Consider the following 18,938-nt stretch of genomic DNA (forward strand, 5'->3'; position numbering starts at 1 on the left):
CTATGATAAAATGAATATATCTTTGTTTGAGTGAGGCGTACATCATGAGTAGTATTCTTGTTGGAGTTTGTGGCTGGGGTGATCATGATATCTATCCACCCGGCACAAAACCTACAGACAAATTATCCTTATATGCTGGTCATTTTCCCGTTGTGGAAGTGGATAGCACTTTTTATGCTATTGCAACAGCAGATCGTATGGAAAAGTGGGCAAAGTCTACCCCTGATGCTTTTCGTTTCGTAGTGAAAGCATATCGAGAACTAACAGGGCATGGACGTGTTGGAAAAGCACCAGAACGATCATGGACGGAACTTGTCCAAGAGACAAAAGCTAGTTTACATCCTCTGCAAGAAGCAGGTAAGCTGTCCCTTCTGTTGTTTCAATTTCCACCTTGGTATGATTGCAAAGAATCACATGTGCGATATATTCAAAAAGTGCGGCATGCATTTGCTGAATATCCTGTTGCTATCGAATTTCGCCATCAAAGTTGGTTTGCACCTGCTTATCGACAGAAATCATTAGCTTTTTTGGCGAATGAAGGATTGGTGCACGTAGTTTGTGATGAACCTCAAGTACCAGATGGTTCCGTTCCCATTATAACAGAGGTGACGAATAAGGAGCAGGTACTTATTCGGTTTCATGGGCGAAATGCAAAAGGTTGGAGTGACTCCAAAAATCCAAACTGGCGAGATATTCGATACGCTTATCGATATTCCTCTACTGAATTAGATGAATGGGTACAGAGAGTTAAGAGAATGAAGAAAGAAACAGAACAAATGATTCTTTTATTTAATAATAATTCTCAAGGAGATGCAGTAGATAATGCCAAGCAATTTATTCAGAAATGTGGGATTACCTATACAAATTTAGCACCAAGACAAACAGAATTATTTTAGGAGAGCTTATGTGATGATTTGGATAGAATGGGTTATTTTGTTCTCGATTGGATTATTTGCAGGAACATTGGGAAGTTTGGTAGGTATTGGCGGAGGTATCATTATTGTACCCAGCCTTTTATATATAGCTACTGTCTTTAGTAGTTTATCTTCTCTTTCGGCTCAGGTAGCTGCGGGAACTTCTCTGTTAATTGTTATGCTCACAGCTGTATCCTCCATTATTACGTTTCATAAACAAAAGAGAATTGACTACCGTAGTGGAATGCTGTTTTTTATCGGTGCAGGACCGGGAGCGTTGGCAGGTGCATATTTCTCTAAGTTTTTTTCGACTGATTCGTTTATGTTAGGTTTTGGGATATTTTTATTATTTTTGTCTTTGCTTATGATGTTGAAGGATAGGTTAAAACCGATAACTTTTTCGACTGAAGTGAAAAGAACTTATACAGATTCTACTGGAGAAATTCACCATTATGGTTTTCATACCCCAACAGCAATTATTGTTTCATTTATAATTGGAATTATTTCTAGTTTGTTTGGCATTGGCGGTGGGGCTATGTTAGTACCCATGATGCTGATTATTTTTCGCTTTCCTCCTCTTGTAGCAACTGCAACATCGATGTTTGTTATTTTTTTATCATCGATTACAGGAAGTATTACTCATATTTTACAAGGACATATTTCTTGGATGCTCCTTCTGCTCATTGCACCAGGATCGTGGATAGGCGGGCAATTAGGGGCATACTTATCACAGAAAATGAGTAATCGAGTACTGTTGATTATATTCCGTATCACATTAATTTTAGTAGCTATAAAGATGATTTTAGATGGGTTACATCTTTAGTAGAGAGAGGGATAACATGAAGCGAATACATCTTATCCATACCAATGACATACATAGCCATTTGGAAGCTGCAGCACAGATTGATACATATGTGTCACGGCAAAGAAAACAGTGGGAGGAAAAGGGGGAAGTTGGATTTTTAGTAGATATCGGAGATCATTTGGATCGAGCAAGATGGGAGACAGAGGGGACAGATGGCTTAGTAAACAGAGCTATCTTAGAAACGTCTGAATATGATGTTGTTACACTTGGTAACAACGAACTACTTACTTTCTCTCATGATGATTTATATGCGATGTATACTAAGTCATCTTTCTATACAGTCTGCTCTAACGTAGAAGATCCTCTTTTTCTGCCTTATCAATTATATGAGTGCGCTGGAGTAAAATTAGCTTTTATTGGAGTTACTGTTTGGTTTGATCAACTTTATCAGTCACTTGGATGGAAAGTAACAGACCCTTTTGTAGCAGTTCGTTCTCTTACAGAACAATTGCGAGCGAAAGGTTATCTGATATTGGTGTTATCTCATCTCGGTTATCCTAGTGATGTGAAGATGGCTGAAGAAATTCCTGGTATTGATGTGATTATGGGAGGACATACCCATCATTTGTTGGTAAAACCAGAAAAAATTAATCACACTACACTTGCTGCAGCCGGAAAATATGGAAATTATATCGGTCATCTACAACTATTATGTGATGATGAAGGCAATTTGGTAAAAGTGGAAGGGGGAGCCTTTCCACTGGAGGAAGAACCAAGCCCTAGGATATTAGCTATTATAAAAGAGTATCAAGGTCAAGCGTCTGAGTATTTAAACCAACCTGTAGCAGAACTAGAAGAAGACCTGATCGTACAATGGGATAAAGAAACTCCGCTGCCAAACCTATTAGCAGATAGCTTGGTCAAATGGACTGGGGTGGAATATGGATTAGTGAATAATGGGCAGATGCTTTATTCACTCCCGCAAGGATTGGTAACAAAGGGTGGATTGCATACTACTTGTCCACATCCCATCAATCCTGTCGTAATCGAATTAAATGGCAAAGATTTGAGGTATACCCTTGAGGAATCATTATTAGAAGAATTTATAATGATGAAATTACAAGGTTTTGGATTCAGAGGCGAAAGATTGGGGAGTATGGCTATATCTGGAATAACTGTCAAATATAACCCTATGAACCCCCCTTATCAAAAAATACAACAAATATTCATGGGTAAAGACTTACTTGTGGATGATAACATATACCATATAGCAACCATTAGTATGTTTGTTTATGGGAAGGGGTACAAATTATTAAGTAAAGGAAGAGTCCTACATTACTATGTACCCGAACCGCTCAGACAAGTGCTGGCAAATGGTATCCAGTCTTACCATTTGCGTAAAGCAAGCAAACAAAAAAGGTGGATTATTTCTTCTCCCAAGGAAGAACATGTTGATAACGTTCCAGAAGGAAAATAAAAGGCAGCCCTAGTAAATAACATACACCTAATTCTCCAAACCCGACGTATAACATCAACCAAGGTATACCAACTTGTAATCCTCCTATAAAACCAAGTAAGACACCGATGATGACAGCATTGACGATTACAGGTGGTAATGGTGCAAGAAAACGGTTTTTTGTCAGCGATGTGAGGTACGCGGCGAGTAAAGTTGCCAAGCTGCCAAAAACTACATCATAAATCCCTGCTGGACTGAGCAAATTGGATATAATGGTTCCAATGAAAAGGCCAGGAATGGCGAGTCGGGTGAAGAATGGGAGCACAGTGAGTACTTCTGATATCCGAAATTGAATGTAGTTGAATGATAGTGGTGCAAATAGGTAAGTGAGTAAAACATAAATTGCTGCAATCATTGCGACAGTGGTAATGTTTTTTGTAGTCATATTTGATTCCCCCCATTAACTTAGTATGACGAATTTGAGGAGGATTTTCCATGAGTTTTGCTGACGAAGTATATTCCATGTACCGTGATCAGCTTCAAGATGATGAAGAAGATGCTATTTCTATTGTACTTAACTTACTCGAAGAACAATCACATGAGGATTTACTTCGTTTGCTGGAAAGATTAAGCATTGATGAACTTTCCCAAATGATTGGGATATATTTGGTCGAGATGCTAAAAATTAGGATGATTCAAGATGGTAAATTAAATACTTTAAAGTCGTTTACAGACAGTACGCGTTTGCATTAAAAAAGCACTCTTTTCCGCTTTTGCTCATAGGCTAGCAAGGGAAAGGAGTGTTTTTCTTGATCGATTTAAAACCAATAAATATTGATGAAAAAACTACTGTTCTGGGTGTTGAAGTGAAGTTGCCCAAAACAACATTGCTCGCGATTACTACTGATATCGGTTATATCATGTGTGGAGCTCTAGATGTAGGTTTGCTCAATGATCGGCTGTCTAGTCGGAGAATTATTGCGGGTAGAGCGGTTGGTGTGAAGACGTTAGAGGAACTGCTTGTAGCTCCCTTAGAATCTGTTACCCATACAGCAAGAGATCTAGGCATTACGGAAGGAATGACTGGATCGGATGCGCTACTGAGAATGCTTCGTTAACTCCGTCTTTTCCATAGTTTTTTTAAGATGAGAGGCAGAACAAACTTGGCAGCAAATCGAAGAATTTGAGATATCAACCGTTTTTTATTCATGACAACCACCTCATATGGAAGTTATTCTTTTCAGTATAATGGAAAAAGAAAAGGAAGCACAAATTTGTGCTTCCTTTTCTTTTTATAATCATTATCCGTTTACACGAACAACATTTGCGGATTGAGGGCCACGATCGCCATCAACGATTTCAAATTCTACTGCTTCGCCTTCTTCTAAGGTTTTGAATCCGTCACCTTGGATAGCGGAGAAGTGTACGAATACATCGCCACCGTCTTCACGCTCGATGAAACCATAACCTTTTTCTGCGTTAAACCATTTAACTTTACCCTTCATTCTCTTGGGCCTCCTTTTGTATATTAAAAAGCGGATCCTAAGAAACTGGATCGATGAACCTACTTACAAGAGGCCACAAGACCATACTTGGGTATTCCACTTTTTAATTCTGATCTCTATTATGCCACAAAGGGAATCAATCTAGCAAGTGTTCGTAAGGTTTCAGATCAATGTTTTTCTTTTGCAATGTCTTGATAAGCCATTTGTGATCTCTTTTAGGAGTGGCTAAAATATAGCCTTCTATAATATAAGCCTCTGTCATTTGGGAGGCATTATGCCCCAGTGCAATCTCCCCGATTTTACCAGCTATTTTTTGTTTTGCTACATCTCGAAACAGTTCTGGAACTGGCAGCACTAGATCATTTAAGAGAGATTTTTGTTCGGTATTCCATAAATGTATTGTCTTCTCAATGTAGTGATTTTGCCAATCCAATTCCGATTTTCCATCTGCTTTAGGTAAGCTCTTTAGAAATTTCCGAAACATGAAATATCCACCAATTGCCATTAAACCAATCAATGCAACCCAAAAAAACTGGTAGAAAACGGATAGTAAATAAGGAGTATTCACCAATCATTCACCTCATGTTTATTATAAGGAGTTTGTATACAAAAATGAACTGTTTATGATGGATTTTTGTTTGCGGTCAAAAAGTGACAACTTTAAGAAGATTAAGCTCTATTTCGAAAAAATCAAAGGATGTAGTAAATCTGTAAAAGAATTTTTTTCTTTTTGTAATGAATAGGTGCCACAATAGGGGGATAGTAAACAGTATAGTAAGATGTATAATATATATTGACAGGGAAGGAGTTTTTTTATGAGCCAAACAAAAAACCATTATCGATTTCGCCTAGCGACTTCCCTCCTTTTAACACTCATCCTGGGTGGAATACTGTTAGCAGGACAAAAGCTAATTTATACCGATAAAATGAAGATATTTTACTTTCAAGGAAAACCTGGTACTTTATTTTTCGCCCTTTTCGCATGTACGATTGCTGTCTATTTTTATTTGTTCACCAAAAGAGGCGACACTGGAAAGGTAATGAAAAAGTGGTGTCTTACTATTAATACCATACTGTTTGTTTTATTGCTTCCACTTCAGGTCTTTAGTATGGATTCTTATTTCTATATCTCGGATCGAGAAGTAGTGGAATCTAAATTTTGGAACGTTGGAGATAAAGAAACAGTTGATTGGAAAGACTTAAAGAAGTCTGTACTAACCGTGTTTGGAGACGGAAATAGTGATACAGTTTCGATTATAAACCGTTTGGTTTTTCGAAATGGAAAAACATATGATATCAATATTTCAACCATAGGAAAACAAGAATTTAGTAAATTATTAACTTATCTTAAACACCAAAAATTGTTAGTGGAAGTTCAGCGGCCAAGTGAAGAGCAGCTTCAACTGGTACGAAGTAACTACGGTCCACAAGTAGCAAAATTATTTATAGACAATAAAAATGGTTAACCGTCAAAAAGGACTGGAGCAATTAGCTCCAGTCCTTTTACAATAAAAAAAGGCCAATTGGCCTAGAAGCAAAGCTGAATAATCGCGTATATGGAAGCCCATAATGGAATGCTCATTAGACTTGCGTTTAAAATCCCTACTGTTGCGTTCATCATTCATTCCCCCAAAAAATTGTTTTACCGTTCATCTATGTAAGTTTGTTAAAGTCTTGTTTAACTTGATAGGTTTAGTATACAGACAGCAATGCGATTTGTCTTGAAAATTGCTACAATGTAATCTACATGTAAAGTTAGGGAGAAATAGTTGTAATTAAACAACACTACGTTGTTATTTGTTACAATAAGGTATCCAGAAGATAGGAGAGGAATGTCTAAATAATGATTCATGTCAGTAATGTAAGCTACCGTATCGGCGGACGAAAGTTGTTTGAGGATGTAAATTTGAAATTTACCCCTGGTAATTGCTATGGAGTTATTGGGGCTAATGGAGCAGGGAAATCAACGTTTTTGAAAATCATATCAGGCGAAATAGAAGCAAATACAGGGGAAATTTCGATTGGTTCAGGAGAAAGATTAGCTGTATTAAAACAAGATCATTTCCAATACGATGAGTATCCTGTTATCGAAACGGTAATCATTGGTCATGAGCGTTTATATAACATCATGAAGGAAAAAGACGCATTATATGCGAAAGCTGATTTTTCTGAAGAGGATGGAATGCGTGCTGCTGAGTTAGAAGGAGAGTTTGCCGAATTGGGTGGTTGGGAAGCTGAATCGGAAGCAGCTATATTATTATCTGGACTTGGAATTGCCGATGATCTTCATCAAAAGAAAATGGCAGATTTATCAGGACCGGAAAAAGTAAAAGTATTGTTAGCTCAAGCATTGTTTGGTAAGCCTGATATTTTATTACTAGACGAGCCTACTAACCATTTAGATATCGCAGCAATCCGATGGTTAGAAGAATTTTTAGCTCAATTTGAAAATACAGTAATTGTCGTATCTCACGATCGTCACTTTTTAAATCAAGTTTGTACTCATATGGTGGATATTGATTTTGGTGAGATTCGTTTGTATGTTGGTAACTATGATTTTTGGTATGAATCTAGCCAACTTGCTCTAACGTTAACAAGAGAAAAGAACAAAAAGCTAGAAGAGAAACGAAAAGAACTTGAAAACTTTATTGCTCGATTTAGTGCAAATGCCTCAAAATCCAAACAAGCTACTTCACGAAAAAAACAATTGGAAAAGATTACATTAGAAGATATAAAACCATCTACACGTCGATATCCCTTTATTCAATTTGAACCAGAGCGAGAAGCAGGTAATGATATTTTACGTGTGGATCGAATATCAAAAGAGATCGAAGGCGAAAAAGTGTTGGATCAAGTGAGTTTCACCCTCAATAAAGGTGATAAAGTAGCCTTTGTGGGTGATATGGAATTAGCTAAAACGACTCTCTTTCAAATTTTGATGGAGGAAGCAAATCCGGATGCAGGTGAAATTCATTGGGGGATTACGATTAAGAAAGCTTATTTTCCAAAGGATCATGCTGACTATTTCCAAGGAAATGAGTCGAACCTCGTCGACTGGTTACGGCCATATTCCACAGACCAGACAGAGAGCTATTTGCGTGGCTTTTTGGGAAGAATGCTCTTTTCAGGGGACGAAGTAATGAAGAAACCGAGTGTACTGTCTGGTGGTGAAAAAGTTCGTTCTATGCTCGCTAGAATGATGCTCAGTGGAGGAAATCTATTGATTTTAGATGAACCTACCAATCACCTTGATCTTGAATCCATTACTGCTTTAAACAAAGGATTGACCAATTTTTCTGGTACTATTTTGTTCGCATCGCATGATCACCAATTTATACAAACCATTGCGAATCGAATCATTGAATTTACTCCAGATGGGGTAATTGACAAGCAAATGACTTATGATGAATATTTGGATTGGCGGTTGTCTATTTCCTAGGAAATATGTTGTCGATTGATGATTGGAATTTTTTATATATGTAGATGACATTTTCATCTATTAAAGAAGAGGATAAGTTATGAAGAAGCCAATTTCTCCACAGTGGGACCCATGGGACGCTTGGAATACAGTACAAGTAAAACAACGATATGAATTGACAAGTATTGAGTTTACGGTTACCAATCTTTGTAACCTTCGCTGTGAGCATTGTGCAGTGGGAGAGACGCTACTTGAAAAAGAAATGCCTTTTATCTCGTTGGAAAAAGTATTTAGACGGCTAGACGAAGTAGAAACACTGCAAACAATCAGTTTAACGGGTGGAGAGCCCGTTTTTCATCCTGATACAGTAGAGAAGGCCATAAAACCGATCCTGCAATATGCGAAAAAGCGCGGAATTTATACACAATTGAACACAAACTTAACGCTACCATACAATCGATACGAAGATTGGATCGAAGATGTGGATGTCGTGCATATATCTTACAACTACCGGGACTATCAAGATTTTCACCGAATGGTCTATGCCAAAATGGATCGAATGGTATCTACAAAAATAGCTGAAAGAACATTTACGCTGATGAAGGACAATGCGAAGAAATTAGCGGATGGTGGTGTATTTGTTTCAGCAGAAACGTTTTTAAGTCCATTTACGGCTCCTCATATCTTAGCTATGCATGAGGAAGTTGTTGCAATGGGTTGCCAGAGACATGAAGTTCATCCTTTATATCCGAGTGATTTTGCTAAAGGGATGTCCCTGCTTTCCTTAGAAGAATATCGTCAAGCAGTAGAAGATTTGATCAAGGAACCAAAAACTTGGGTCTTATTTGGCACGCTTCCTTTTTTTCCATGCAGCGATGATAAACGGGATCAAAACTTATGGGTAAAGTTGCACCAACACCCAGACATTACAGTAAGACAAGACCCAGATGGTAGAAATCGGTTGAATATCAATTTATTTACAGGGAATGTAACGGTAACTGATTTTGCAGAGTTACAATCGTTTGGCAACATCTCGAACCAAAAATTGGTGGATATTTTTCATAATTGGTTACAACATCCACAAGCTAATCGATTACATTGCATGTGTCCAGCAGCAAAATGTACCGGACCAAATCTGCTAGTAGCAGATAGTTATTATCCGGCGTGGGAATTTAAAGATAGAAAATCGCATGTCCAAGTATGTTAAAGATGAAGAATCATTAATATTATTCGAAAATATCTGATATAATGAGATGCGTATAACATAGGTATCGATTGACACAAAGGAGTGTCGTGACGACGAGTACTGTCATCCAGCAGTTGAGGCAAGGTGCAGTAGAGTTCGCAAAGTTCGCTGAAGAGCATCCGGACTCCCCATTGGCTGAAATCGCCTTGGAGTTGGCAGCGGATAAAAATAGAGCAGCTAAGACCGCACCTTTGTGGATCAAGATCCAAAACGTTTTGAGAATCATTTCTAGGATTTGGAAAGGTTGAAATTAGTAAAAACAGACAAAAGCCTTGAAAAAGGTCTCCTAGATTCGTCAAACTAACAACCTGCCGAATCCCCCCTGACGCCATCTAAAAGGTGGTGTCAGGGATATCTTAGTAAAAGTAATTGCTATTTGCGTGAAAAAAGCAAATGTTAAAAGGCAACCTTATAGAGGTTGCCTTTTATAATGAAAGGGAAAATGAAGGATGAAAATCTCCTTCCAACTCATTTAAATTACATACTTTTTTTGTTTGAGTTTGCATCTTTACTTAACTGTTTCCATGATACATGAACTTAAGAAGAAATTATTGGGAATAGAAAAAAATGTCGATATTCATCCTTTCTTCTACTTAATTGAAGGGGAAATGGAATCGTGGGAGAAAATATATTATTAGGAATAATTTGTCATAAACAGGAAAATAACGGCATGTTGCTATCAGTGTTATGGAGGGGATTTCTTGAAAATTGCAATCACAGGTTCAACCGGAATGGTTGGTCAACGTTTGGTTCAAACACTAAGTGATCAGGGACATGAAATCTTTCGAGTTATACGCTCACGCAATGCACATGTAAAAGAGCCAACAATTTCATGGGATCCAGAAAAACAGTTCTTGGATTTGCAACAATTGAATGGTATGGATGTAGTTATTCACCTAGCTGGTGAAAACATAAGTAAACGGTGGACAAAAAGACAGAAAGAAAAGATTGAGCAGAGCAGGGTACAAGGGACGAAATTCCTATCCTCTTCTTTGGCTCAGTTAAAAAATCCGCCAAAATGTCTGCTTTCAGCATCTGCTATCCATTATTATGGAAATCATCCTTATTCTAAGCTGTTGGATGAGAACAGTGTTCAAGGTACAGGTTTTTTATCGGAAGTAGTTCAGCAGTGGGAAGATGCTACAAAACCAGCTGAAGAAAAAGGTATCCGAGTTGTACATATGAGATTTGGAGTAATTTTAGATAAAAACGCTGGAGCTTTAAAAAAGATGTTACTCCCATTTCAATTAGGGTTAGGGGGGAAGATTGGGACAGGAAGACAAGCATTCAGTTGGATTGCTCTAGATGAAATACCTGATATCATCCAGTTTTTAATAGAAAAGGAAGAATTAAAAGGTGCAGTGAATATAGTTAGTCCAGAACCTGTAACCAACTACCGTTTTACAAAAATATTGGGAAGTATATTAAACCGGCCAACTGTTTTACCAATACCAGCTCTTTTGTTAAAAGCGATATATGGTGAAATGGCAGAACAACTGCTAGTAGATGGGATTCGAGTATCCTCTAAAAAATTGATAAATAGCGGATATACTTTCGAGTATTCGGACTTAAAACGAACCTTGGAGCATATGTTTAACAACTAGAAGGGGGAGTGATCGTGAAGGAACGTAGGCATGCTATACTTTCGTTCTCTGTATTTCTATCAATTTGCTTCTCGGTGGCATTAATTGGAGCCTTGATGACAGAAATAGGAGAAAATAGTTGGTTTACCGGGCTTCAAAAACCAACTTTTCAGCCGCCAAATTGGATATTTGGACCTGTATGGACAGTACTATATATTTTGATTGCAATTTCAGGGTGGCTCGTTTATATACAGGAGAGGACTCCGATTCGTAAATTTGTGCTGCAAGTTTATGCTGCACAGTTGATTTTAAATCTACTGTGGACGTTTTTGTTCTTTGGTTTGCATTCTCTGATACTATCATTGGTAGATATCTTTATATTAGTATTTACTATATTTTATTACATTGTCATTTCTAGAAATCTATCAAAATGGGCAGCCTTGTTATTTGTTCCATATGCAATTTGGGTTACGTTTGCTGCTCTGCTTAATTTATCATTATGGATGTTAAATCCAGTTTAATAGGAGAAGCAAAGATGAATAAAAAAATATCGTTACTGATTGGCGAAAATTAAGATTTTGGCAAATGTCCTCCGAGCAAGAAAAGAGGGCTATTTTTTTGCTTGATGGAAGATCAGCAAATGATTATTGTCGAAATAAAACGTGATTTGTCAAGCCCTAATGTCCGAAAAATATGAAAAAGTGTTGAAATTGGGGTTTGTTCTGTAATAATATAGAGAAAAGACGCACATTTAGTTCTATTTATGTTTAAGATAAGAAGCAGGAAAGACAAAATTTGCTGAATGATGTTCGACGAGATTTGGTGAATTTGACCAAATCTTTTTTCGCTCAGGATTTGAAGGAGGCATTCCGATGCAAAAGGATCCAAAACGAGTATTGGAATCTTTACGTATTGAAGAAGAAGATCCGCTCTTACATCACCGCCCTAGGAAGTTTCGCAAGCGAAAAAACGAGTTGAGTCAAGTATCCAATACAGCAGTTCTTTCTCTTTGCTTGGTAACAGGATTGTCTTCTGGTGTAGGTAGTGCATTTGCAAATTCGTTGGATGGGAATCCTCAAAATAAAGCACCTTTGGACGAACCGCCTTCCAAAGTAGAACAAAACGAAAATGTTGAACTACCGCAGATGAAAGTACCACAGACGAAATCTAGTGAGATTACACCAAATAATCCGCCATTAGATGAGCCTGCGTCCAAAGTTACAGAGCAACAACCCAATATCAATGAAAACAAACATAAACATATAGAAAAGGGTAATAGCCAGACTTCAGAGCAGCAGAAGAAAGAAACAGCTGAATCCAAACAAAATAAAGAACAAATCAAACCTAAAGAAAGCCAAACGAAACAACAAAAAGTGCAAGAGAAAACACCAAAAAATGAACAATCGACAAAACATGCCGAAAAAGAGAAGCCTGCACCATCTCATTCCTCCACAGAACAGAAGCCAAAAGCCAAAGAAAAATCAGTTACACCGCAAGTAGGTTCGACTCATGACTCTAATGAAGCAGAGGAAGATGGTAGTACGAAAGTAAACAAAACAAAACAGTCAGATGTTCTGCTTCCCCAAACTGAAGAAGGTGGCCAGTTACCTCAAACTGCGGGAAATGATTTAAATCAAGCGGCATTAGGTGCAGGTGTTGCATTAGCGGGGGCTTTTTTACTTCGACGTAAACGTGAAAAACCAGAATGAAATGGGACCGTATTATCGCTCTATTTATCGTTACAGCAGGAGTAGCATATGGAAGCTACTCACTTATCCTATACTTCCAAAAATTACAAAATAACGAAACGGTTATTTCGACTGCTGAGGTTGTGAAACAAGAAGAAAATGCCAAATTGCCGATAGGTAGAAAATTGCCAATTATTGTGCCGAAAGATCAACGACCTAAAACAGGACAACATTTTGCAGATTTGATTATCCCTCGTTTAAAAGTGAAAATTCCTGTGATCGAGGGAACAGACGAAGATGAGCTAAGTGTGGGTGCAGGGCATTACGCAGGTAGTGTTCTACCAGGTGAAGGGGACAATTGTGTAATTGCAGGTCATCGCGATACCGTTTTTCGTCGGATGGGAAAATTAAAAAAAGGAGATCTTCTCCAAGTATCTTCCAATCAAGGGGTATTCACTTATCGGATAAGAAAAATGTGGATTACTAATCCTGATGATCGTACTGTTATTGTCCCGCGTGGTGAACCGATATTGACATTAGCAACATGTTATCCATTTATTTTTATTGGACCTGCTCCCAAACGTTACATAATTGAAGCTACACTAGTGAAGTAAATTTAGAGGAGATTTTCATCCATGAATCGTTTAAGCAAACAAAGGATGACTAGGTTTTTATTCTGGGGGTTGCTAATCTATACTGCTTTAAGTTCTACAATTGCATGGTCCATACAATTTGGATTGATACCTGTAGAACCAAGAAAAGTTCAAGCAACAGATGAACAAAAAATTCAAACTACCGATACACGAGAACTAGCCTTTGCAGAGCAGTTTACAAAAGAGTATTTTTTCTGGACACAGGGAAAAGAAGACAGTAGAAAACAAAGGCTACAGCCGTTTTTAATCAGTAATTTAGATGTACAAGCTGGGCTGGATATGACTGCTGCGAAATATAACTCATATGCCCAGAATATAAATGCATGGCAAGCAAAAGATCGTGGAGATGGAGTAAAAGAAGTAACCGTTTATGCAGAAACGATTTTAACAAGTTTATCCAATCCATCAGATCAAAAAAGGGTCGATCGATATTTGGTTGTTCCGATCAAACAAGCTGGTGATTCTTTTCGAGTGGTAGATCTGCCTTACTTGATCCCGCCGCCAGTTGCTAGTGATATTGCAATAGATGAACCGAAATCAGAAGGAAGCCCTGTTTCTGGAGAAATTGCAAATCAAGCGGAAACTTTCATGCAAACATTTTGGAAAGTATATACGAATGGAGAACCACAAGAAATAGCTTATTATTTTAAAAATAAGCAAGCATCCGCTGGTTTAACCTCCATTGAAAGTTTTGTGAGTATGGATAATTTGAATGTCACACAAGTAGATGATCAATATGTGGTCAATTGCAATGTAACCCTAAAAGATGTACAGACAGGGGTACAACTTGTGAATCACTATGTTTTTACTCTGGTCAATGAGAGTGACCGTTGGTATGTGATATCAATGAAACAAGGAGAGATATAGAATGTTTGATATGAGTACCATTCTGACGTTTTTGGCTGCGGATGGACCAGGTAAAAAATTGGAAGAATCAATGGGCAGTGAAATTGGCGCAATCTTTATGCTCATCATTATTTTTGTAAGTGTGACCTTATTTTGGAAACGGGCATTTACAGCATTTTTAGGTTTTGTTCTCTTTGCAATGTTGGTTAGTGTGTTTGTGTTTAAACCGGAATTTGTGCAGCAAATGGGACAGAATGGATTCCAATGGTTATTTGAGGCTTATTTAAAATGAAACAAATTAGGATTTACAACCAAGTATTTCGCATCGAAAAAACGGTTTACTCGATTCAGGGGATTCCTTTACCAATCCCTGTCTCTTATAGACAATTAGGGTTTTTTATAGGTGCATTGTTTATCATGCTTTTATTAAATACGTTGCCAATGATGAGTTGGTTTGGAAACTATTATCTAGTGAAATTTATAGGAATACCTATTTTGGTTTCGTGGTTTTTTACTCGTAAAACATTGGATGGAAAAGCACCTCATCGTTTTTTATTTCGTTACTTTGAACATCTCCTTTCTTGTAATCATTTTGCCCGCTATCAAAAATTAAAAAAGACAACTAACGAAAAGTATCAATATGAAGGTGAAGTTGCTTTTCGTTTCAACAGTGGAGGTGACAATATTTGAGCACCTTTCCTTTCCCGCTTAAATATTTTGAAAAAAATATTGTATTTGCCCAAGATGGAACTGTTACAGCCTATTATGAACTTGCAGGCTATACCTATGATTACCTCACAGTTGATGACAAGCTTAGCCTCCATGGGAAATTGGAGGCTTTTTATTGGAACATGAACGCGGATATTCACACCTTGATGATTCCTGTTTCGGAAGATCTGGAAGAAAAAAAATTGTTTATGAAACAATCTTTGGTTTCAGAATTGCTACAGCCTGGTGAAGATCATATCCAAGCAAGTTTAAAACACTTGAAGGAAAAGGAACTAAACCAGTACCGTTTTTTTATTGGTATTAAGCTTAAAGAAACTCAAGTGTCCGGTCTATCTTTCTTTCGGGAAATGTCTTATGCGTGGAGAGATTTCAAAAGATATTTGTTAAATAGTTCAGGTACAGATTTCCCAGAGATTCTTGAAGAAGAACTGCTTGCCTATCAGATTCAGGAAGAGACTATTTTTTCTCGACTGAATGGGTTTTTATCAGTAAAACGATTAAAAACAAGTGAGTTGGAATGGCTTATTCGCAGAGGTTTTTACCGAGGTATTGGTGACCCCCCAGGTAGATATCAATGGAAACCAAAAGCAGTATCAGTAGAAGTTAAAGGAAAGAAAGCAATTCGCCCAACCCGAGATATTTTAACTTTAACAGAAGGACGATTCGATGCATCTGGAGGGCGCCAGTTAGTTGTTGAGCAATTCGTATCAGGAAAACCACGACTTGGTTATATGGCTTTTTTAACTATTTCTCACATTCCAGACAAAGCCCCAGTACCAGGTACAGAATGGCTTTATTCCTTGGTGAAACTCCCATTTCCGGTGGAAGCATCTGTGCGAACAGAAACGATTGAATACAGAAAGGCACTTTCCCAAGTGCAAAATAAGAAGAAAGAATTAAAAGCAGAAGACGAACATGCTGCGGAAAGTGGTGAAGATACATCCTTTCATATTTTAAATAGTAGACAAGAAGCACTGGAGTTAGAAAATAATTTAAGAGTAGACAAGTTTCCCCTACTACAAACGTCTATTGTCCTCTGTGTGTCTGCTAGAAGTAAAGATGAACTACAACTGAGAATACAACTGATCAAAGATTTATATAGTGAAATGATGGTGCAAATAGAGATTCCTTATGGGGACCAGTGGCGAGGTTTTAATGAATTTTTGCCTGGCAGTAAACGTTACATTACTGATTATGTTCACCACATGGATCCAACGGCATCTGCTGCTGGAATGCTGGGTGCAGTTAGACAACTAGGTGATGGACAAGGATTTTTTATTGGAATGTCCAAAAATCTGCCAGTGTTTTTTGAACATGATCGTGGACCAAAAGATAAGAAATTGAGTACTACTGCATCTGCTGCCTTTATTGGATCACTAGGTGCTGGTAAATCATTAGGCGCAAACCTTCTTGCATATCAAGCTTTATTAAAAGGATCGAAAGTGTTGATCTTCGACCCAAAAGATGAAAGAGGACACTGGCCGCAGATGCTGCCTGAGCTCGCTCCTATAACAAATACGATTACCTTGCGTTCAGGAATAGCAGATCGTGGAAAATTAGATCCACTCATGGGTGCTAAGTCACAACAAGAGAAATTTGCAGCAGCTGAAACAGCGAAGAGAATATTACAGTTTTTAGCCAGAGCAGCAGATGGCACTTATGAAGCTATTGTACTTGGAAAAGTGGTGGATCAAGTAATAAAAGCTGAAAAACCTTCTATGACAATGGTTATAGAAGTATTGATGGAAGGTGTCCAAAAGTTACCAGAAAAAAGACAGGATAGTTTAGAAGAAATGATCGATGTTTTAAGCTACTTGGCAACTTCGGGACAAGGCCAACTCCTCTTCGGTGATGGAACGCAAGAAGCGATTGATTTATCGAAGCCACTTACTATTTTGCAAATTGAAGATCTACAGCTTCCAGAAGAAAGCCAGACTGATTTTGGTCGGATGGGTATAGCGTTATTAATGGCAATTTCTGATTTTTCTCGTCGCTTTTCCAATCAGTCTTCTGACCAATTTAAGATGGTTGTATTCGATGAGTCATGGCGCTTAGCTAAAGTTCGCGAAGGCCGTGCGATATTAGAAGAACTAGTAAGAACTGGACGAAGTAAAAACTCTGCAATTTATCTCATCAGTCAGAATGCGAAAGATATGTTAGGGGAAGAGATCAGATCTAATCTAGGATGCCGTTTTGTCTTTCGTTGTCGTGACAACAAAGAAGCGGAAGCAGCTTGCCATATATTAGGAATAGAAGTGAATGAAACTAACATTGAAAAAGTAAGAAATCTGCCAACGGGTACATGTCTCATGTCTGATCTTGAAAAACGAGTAAATGAGCTAGAAATCTGCATTATGGAGGACAGACTTTTAGAAGCATTTGATACAAGACCAGGATCAAAAAAATTACATATCGAGACAAAGACCATGAAAGTTTAGAATCATCGACTTTGATTATCGTTATACATGAAAATTTCTACCCTCTAGTGAAACGATATCTATGTGAACGGTATGATTCAAAGTCAATAAATATCCAACCTAGAGGTGGAGAGATCTCATGAAAAAGTATAGCAAATGGTTGGCTGTTGGAATATTGGTGTGTTACCTGTGGACATCGATGCTGGGGGAGGCTAGTGCTGAACCGCAGACTCTACCTAATCAAACAGGGTACAATTTTATGTTTGATTCGTTAGTTCATTTTCCAGAGGAAAGGATAAAAGCCGCCAAACTAAAAGGATATGATGTCAAATATGCAAAGTACAAACCGAGCAGGTATTATTTAGAGATTCAATTTCCAAATGATAACTCTTGGGATTTAGGAGGTAATCTTTCTGAATCGGGATATGCTTTAGCTCACTCATTCCTTGTAAATTCTGTTTGGCAGATGATATTAATTTGGGATTTTTTAGTGATTTCAGGGGTTGAGAACGGTTTTTCACTAGATATCGTCGATATATTTGCTGATAAGATCGATGCTATTATCCAGAAGTTTGTGGGCTTTAATGGTCATGTTGTTGGAAATACCGGTATATGGGGCAACTTTTTAACCTTTATGATTTTATTAGCAGGTGCTTGGATTGCATATAAAGGACTATATAAGCGAGATACATCAAGTGCTTGGACCGGTATAATTGGAACTATTTTTATTTTAATGGTCTCTTTGACCTTTTTTAACAACTCTAGTGGTATCATGAAATATTTGAATGGAATCAGTAGTGGAATTAGTCAAGAGATTATGGGTGTTGGACTACAAGCGGATATGGTAAGTACAAATCAAACGAATGAAGACTCTACTGAAGATAAAGAAGCTGCTAGAAAACACCAAAAACAATCAACTGCTAATTCAAACCAATATTCCTCACAAGTCTCTTCTTTTGTAGTAGCTGATAAGCTATATGATATGTTGATTTACCAACCTTATCTTATGCTGCAGTATGGGAAAACTTCTGGTGATCCAGAACTGAAACCAGAACGTATTGGGCGTATTTTAAATAATAAGCCCGGAAGCCAAGCGCGGATAGAAGCTGTCACAGAAGAGCGCTTAGGAAATCCTGCTCTAGGGTATGAACCAAATGTAATGGTAACGAGTTTGGGTGTATTCCAACGCTTAACACTGCTTGGACTGCTGGCTGTATCCCATCTGATATTAGGAGCAGTATTCCTATTTGTTGCTGGAGCTATTTTGGTATATCAATTTATCTTTGTCATCTTTGCACTCTTTGCTCCTTTTGCATTTTTGATGGCTCTCTATCCAGCATGGTCAGGACTAGCGATGGATTGGAGTAAAAAATTCATTGGCTATCAAATTCTGAAAATTGTTTTGGGTGTATTGCTGAGTATGATCTTAACTTTGTCACAGATTCTATATAATTTAACTCCTCCTCAACAATTTGGTTATGCTTGGACAATTATTATGCAGCTTATATTGACTGTAGGTATTATTTGGAAACGAAATGAACTTATCAGCATCGTGAATGGATCACTTGGTAAATTTACACAGTATACCGATAATTCTAGTGATTTAAGGAAACAGTTTAAAAAATATTTACAGACAGCGACGACAAGGATTGAAAAGATTAGATTTCCAAGATAGGTG

General features: G+C 37.7%; 21 protein-coding genes. 18 read left to right on the forward strand and 3 right to left on the reverse strand.

Features of this window, described 5'->3' with window-relative positions; all coding sequences use genetic code 11:
* Positions 1 to 44 precede the first annotated feature (44 nt).
* Genes MK805_RS12060 through MK805_RS12070 form a run of 3 tightly spaced genes read left to right on the forward strand, consistent with a single transcriptional unit; the run spans position 45 to position 3,196 of the window.
* Positions 45 to 896 (forward strand): DUF72 domain-containing protein, encoded by an 852-nt coding sequence (locus MK805_RS12060; protein ID WP_240876147.1) that lies wholly within the window; start codon positions 45 to 47, stop codon positions 894 to 896.
* Between the two features lie 13 nt (positions 897 to 909).
* Positions 910 to 1,737 (forward strand): sulfite exporter TauE/SafE family protein, encoded by an 828-nt coding sequence (locus MK805_RS12065; protein WP_240876148.1) that lies wholly within the window; start codon positions 910 to 912, stop codon positions 1,735 to 1,737.
* A 16-nt stretch (positions 1,738 to 1,753) separates the two neighbouring features.
* Entirely contained in the window at positions 1,754 to 3,196 is a 1,443-nt protein-coding gene (locus MK805_RS12070; RefSeq protein WP_240876149.1) for a bifunctional metallophosphatase/5'-nucleotidase, read from the forward strand.
* Here MK805_RS12070 and MK805_RS12075 read toward each other — a convergent pair.
* Positions 3,144 to 3,620 (reverse strand): QueT transporter family protein, encoded by a 477-nt coding sequence (locus tag MK805_RS12075; protein WP_240876150.1) that lies wholly within the window; start codon positions 3,618 to 3,620, stop codon positions 3,144 to 3,146. The genes MK805_RS12070 and MK805_RS12075 overlap by 53 nt on opposite strands.
* 50 nt (positions 3,621 to 3,670) lie before the next feature.
* On the opposite strand from MK805_RS12075, the gene MK805_RS12080 reads away from it, so the two are divergent.
* Positions 3,671 to 3,928 carry a DUF6154 family protein gene (locus MK805_RS12080; protein ID WP_240876151.1) on the forward strand — a complete coding sequence of 86 codons (258 nt, stop codon included), beginning with the start codon at positions 3,671 to 3,673 and terminating at the stop codon, positions 3,926 to 3,928.
* Positions 3,929 to 3,984: 56 nt separating this feature from the next.
* A complete protein-coding gene (locus MK805_RS12085; protein WP_240876152.1) occupies positions 3,985 to 4,293 on the forward strand; it encodes a YunC family protein in 309 nt (102 codons plus the stop codon).
* A gap of 183 nt (positions 4,294 to 4,476) precedes the next feature.
* Here MK805_RS12085 and MK805_RS12090 read toward each other — a convergent pair whose 3' ends face one another.
* On the reverse strand, positions 4,477 to 4,680 hold the full coding sequence (locus MK805_RS12090; protein ID WP_028776793.1) for a cold shock domain-containing protein: 204 nt from the start codon (positions 4,678 to 4,680) through the stop codon (positions 4,477 to 4,479).
* Positions 4,681 to 4,816: 136 nt separating this feature from the next.
* Complete coding sequence (locus tag MK805_RS12095; protein WP_338057501.1) at positions 4,817 to 5,248, reverse strand: DUF2621 family protein; 432 nt, start codon at positions 5,246 to 5,248, stop codon at positions 4,817 to 4,819.
* Positions 5,249 to 5,495: 247 nt separating this feature from the next.
* Here MK805_RS12095 and MK805_RS12100 point away from each other — a divergent pair, with 247 nt between their 5' ends.
* The 13 genes from MK805_RS12100 to MK805_RS12160 all read left to right on the forward strand — a co-directional run bounded on the left by MK805_RS12100 (position 5,496) and on the right by MK805_RS12160 (position 18,935).
* Positions 5,496 to 6,146 carry a hypothetical protein gene (locus MK805_RS12100; RefSeq protein WP_240876153.1) on the forward strand — a complete coding sequence of 217 codons (651 nt, stop codon included), beginning with the start codon at positions 5,496 to 5,498 and terminating at the stop codon, positions 6,144 to 6,146.
* Between the two features lie 377 nt (positions 6,147 to 6,523).
* Complete coding sequence (locus tag MK805_RS12105) at positions 6,524 to 8,119, forward strand: ABC-F family ATP-binding cassette domain-containing protein (RefSeq protein WP_240876154.1); 1,596 nt, start codon at positions 6,524 to 6,526, stop codon at positions 8,117 to 8,119.
* A 79-nt stretch (positions 8,120 to 8,198) separates the two neighbouring features.
* Positions 8,199 to 9,305 carry a radical SAM/CxCxxxxC motif protein YfkAB gene (yfkAB, locus tag MK805_RS12110; RefSeq protein WP_240876155.1) on the forward strand — a complete coding sequence of 369 codons (1,107 nt, stop codon included), beginning with the start codon at positions 8,199 to 8,201 and terminating at the stop codon, positions 9,303 to 9,305.
* A gap of 86 nt (positions 9,306 to 9,391) precedes the next feature.
* Positions 9,392 to 9,592 (forward strand): hypothetical protein, encoded by a 201-nt coding sequence (locus MK805_RS12115; RefSeq protein ID WP_240876156.1) that lies wholly within the window; start codon positions 9,392 to 9,394, stop codon positions 9,590 to 9,592.
* A gap of 453 nt (positions 9,593 to 10,045) precedes the next feature.
* Complete coding sequence (locus MK805_RS12120; RefSeq protein ID WP_240876157.1) at positions 10,046 to 10,948, forward strand: TIGR01777 family oxidoreductase; 903 nt, start codon at positions 10,046 to 10,048, stop codon at positions 10,946 to 10,948.
* A gap of 14 nt (positions 10,949 to 10,962) precedes the next feature.
* Complete coding sequence (locus MK805_RS12125; RefSeq protein ID WP_240876158.1) at positions 10,963 to 11,448, forward strand: TspO/MBR family protein; 486 nt, start codon at positions 10,963 to 10,965, stop codon at positions 11,446 to 11,448.
* Positions 11,449 to 11,799: 351 nt separating this feature from the next.
* A complete protein-coding gene (locus tag MK805_RS12130) occupies positions 11,800 to 12,636 on the forward strand; it encodes an LPXTG cell wall anchor domain-containing protein (RefSeq protein WP_240876159.1) in 837 nt (278 codons plus the stop codon).
* On the forward strand, positions 12,633 to 13,229 hold the full coding sequence (locus MK805_RS12135) for a class D sortase (RefSeq protein WP_240876160.1): 597 nt from the start codon (positions 12,633 to 12,635) through the stop codon (positions 13,227 to 13,229). Before MK805_RS12130 ends, MK805_RS12135 begins: the two co-directional genes overlap by 4 nt.
* Before the next feature lie 21 nt (positions 13,230 to 13,250).
* Positions 13,251 to 14,135, forward strand: coding sequence for a conjugal transfer protein (locus tag MK805_RS12140; RefSeq protein ID WP_240876161.1), 885 nt, complete (start codon positions 13,251 to 13,253; stop codon positions 14,133 to 14,135).
* A gap of 1 nt (position 14,136) precedes the next feature.
* On the forward strand, positions 14,137 to 14,406 hold the full coding sequence (locus MK805_RS12145; protein ID WP_240876162.1) for a hypothetical protein: 270 nt from the start codon (positions 14,137 to 14,139) through the stop codon (positions 14,404 to 14,406).
* Positions 14,403 to 14,804 (forward strand): TcpE family conjugal transfer membrane protein, encoded by a 402-nt coding sequence (locus tag MK805_RS12150; protein ID WP_240876163.1) that lies wholly within the window; start codon positions 14,403 to 14,405, stop codon positions 14,802 to 14,804. Before MK805_RS12145 ends, MK805_RS12150 begins: the two co-directional genes overlap by 4 nt.
* The gene (locus MK805_RS12155) at positions 14,801 to 17,281 is read left to right on the forward strand and encodes an ATP-binding protein (RefSeq protein WP_240876164.1); all 2,481 of its coding nucleotides are present in this window, start codon (positions 14,801 to 14,803) and stop codon (positions 17,279 to 17,281) included. Before MK805_RS12150 ends, MK805_RS12155 begins: the two co-directional genes overlap by 4 nt.
* 118 nt (positions 17,282 to 17,399) lie before the next feature.
* Positions 17,400 to 18,935, forward strand: a complete 1,536-nt coding sequence (locus MK805_RS12160) for a CD3337/EF1877 family mobilome membrane protein (RefSeq protein ID WP_240876165.1) — start codon at positions 17,400 to 17,402, stop codon at positions 18,933 to 18,935.
* Positions 18,936 to 18,938 lie beyond the last annotated feature (3 nt).

The sequence above is a fragment of the Shimazuella soli genome (genome assembly GCF_022511585.1).
Lineage (GTDB): Bacteria > Bacillota > Bacilli > Thermoactinomycetales > Thermoactinomycetaceae > Shimazuella > Shimazuella soli.

Bases quoted from the DNA above. Each gene is read 5' to 3' on its own strand.
- MK805_RS12060 (WP_240876147.1), top strand. From the start codon at position 45: ATGAGTAGTATTCTTGTTGGAGTTTGTGGCTGGGGTGATCATGATATC.
- MK805_RS12065 (WP_240876148.1), top strand. From the start codon at position 910: ATGATTTGGATAGAATGGGTTATTTTGTTCTCGATTGGATTATTTGCA.
- MK805_RS12070 (WP_240876149.1), top strand. From the start codon at position 1,754: ATGAAGCGAATACATCTTATCCATACCAATGACATACATAGCCATTTG.
- MK805_RS12075 (WP_240876150.1), bottom strand. From the start codon at position 3,620: ATGACTACAAAAAACATTACCACTGTCGCAATGATTGCAGCAATTTAT.
- MK805_RS12080 (WP_240876151.1), top strand. From the start codon at position 3,671: ATGAGTTTTGCTGACGAAGTATATTCCATGTACCGTGATCAGCTTCAA.
- MK805_RS12090 (WP_028776793.1), bottom strand. From the start codon at position 4,680: ATGAAGGGTAAAGTTAAATGGTTTAACGCAGAAAAAGGTTATGGTTTC.
- MK805_RS12100 (WP_240876153.1), top strand. From the start codon at position 5,496: ATGAGCCAAACAAAAAACCATTATCGATTTCGCCTAGCGACTTCCCTC.
- MK805_RS12105 (WP_240876154.1), top strand. From the start codon at position 6,524: ATGATTCATGTCAGTAATGTAAGCTACCGTATCGGCGGACGAAAGTTG.
- yfkAB (WP_240876155.1), top strand. From the start codon at position 8,199: ATGAAGAAGCCAATTTCTCCACAGTGGGACCCATGGGACGCTTGGAAT.
- MK805_RS12130 (WP_240876159.1), top strand. From the start codon at position 11,800: ATGCAAAAGGATCCAAAACGAGTATTGGAATCTTTACGTATTGAAGAA.
- MK805_RS12135 (WP_240876160.1), top strand. From the start codon at position 12,633: ATGAAATGGGACCGTATTATCGCTCTATTTATCGTTACAGCAGGAGTA.
- MK805_RS12140 (WP_240876161.1), top strand. From the start codon at position 13,251: ATGAATCGTTTAAGCAAACAAAGGATGACTAGGTTTTTATTCTGGGGG.
- MK805_RS12145 (WP_240876162.1), top strand. From the start codon at position 14,137: ATGTTTGATATGAGTACCATTCTGACGTTTTTGGCTGCGGATGGACCA.
- MK805_RS12150 (WP_240876163.1), top strand. From the start codon at position 14,403: ATGAAACAAATTAGGATTTACAACCAAGTATTTCGCATCGAAAAAACG.
- MK805_RS12160 (WP_240876165.1), top strand. From the start codon at position 17,400: ATGAAAAAGTATAGCAAATGGTTGGCTGTTGGAATATTGGTGTGTTAC.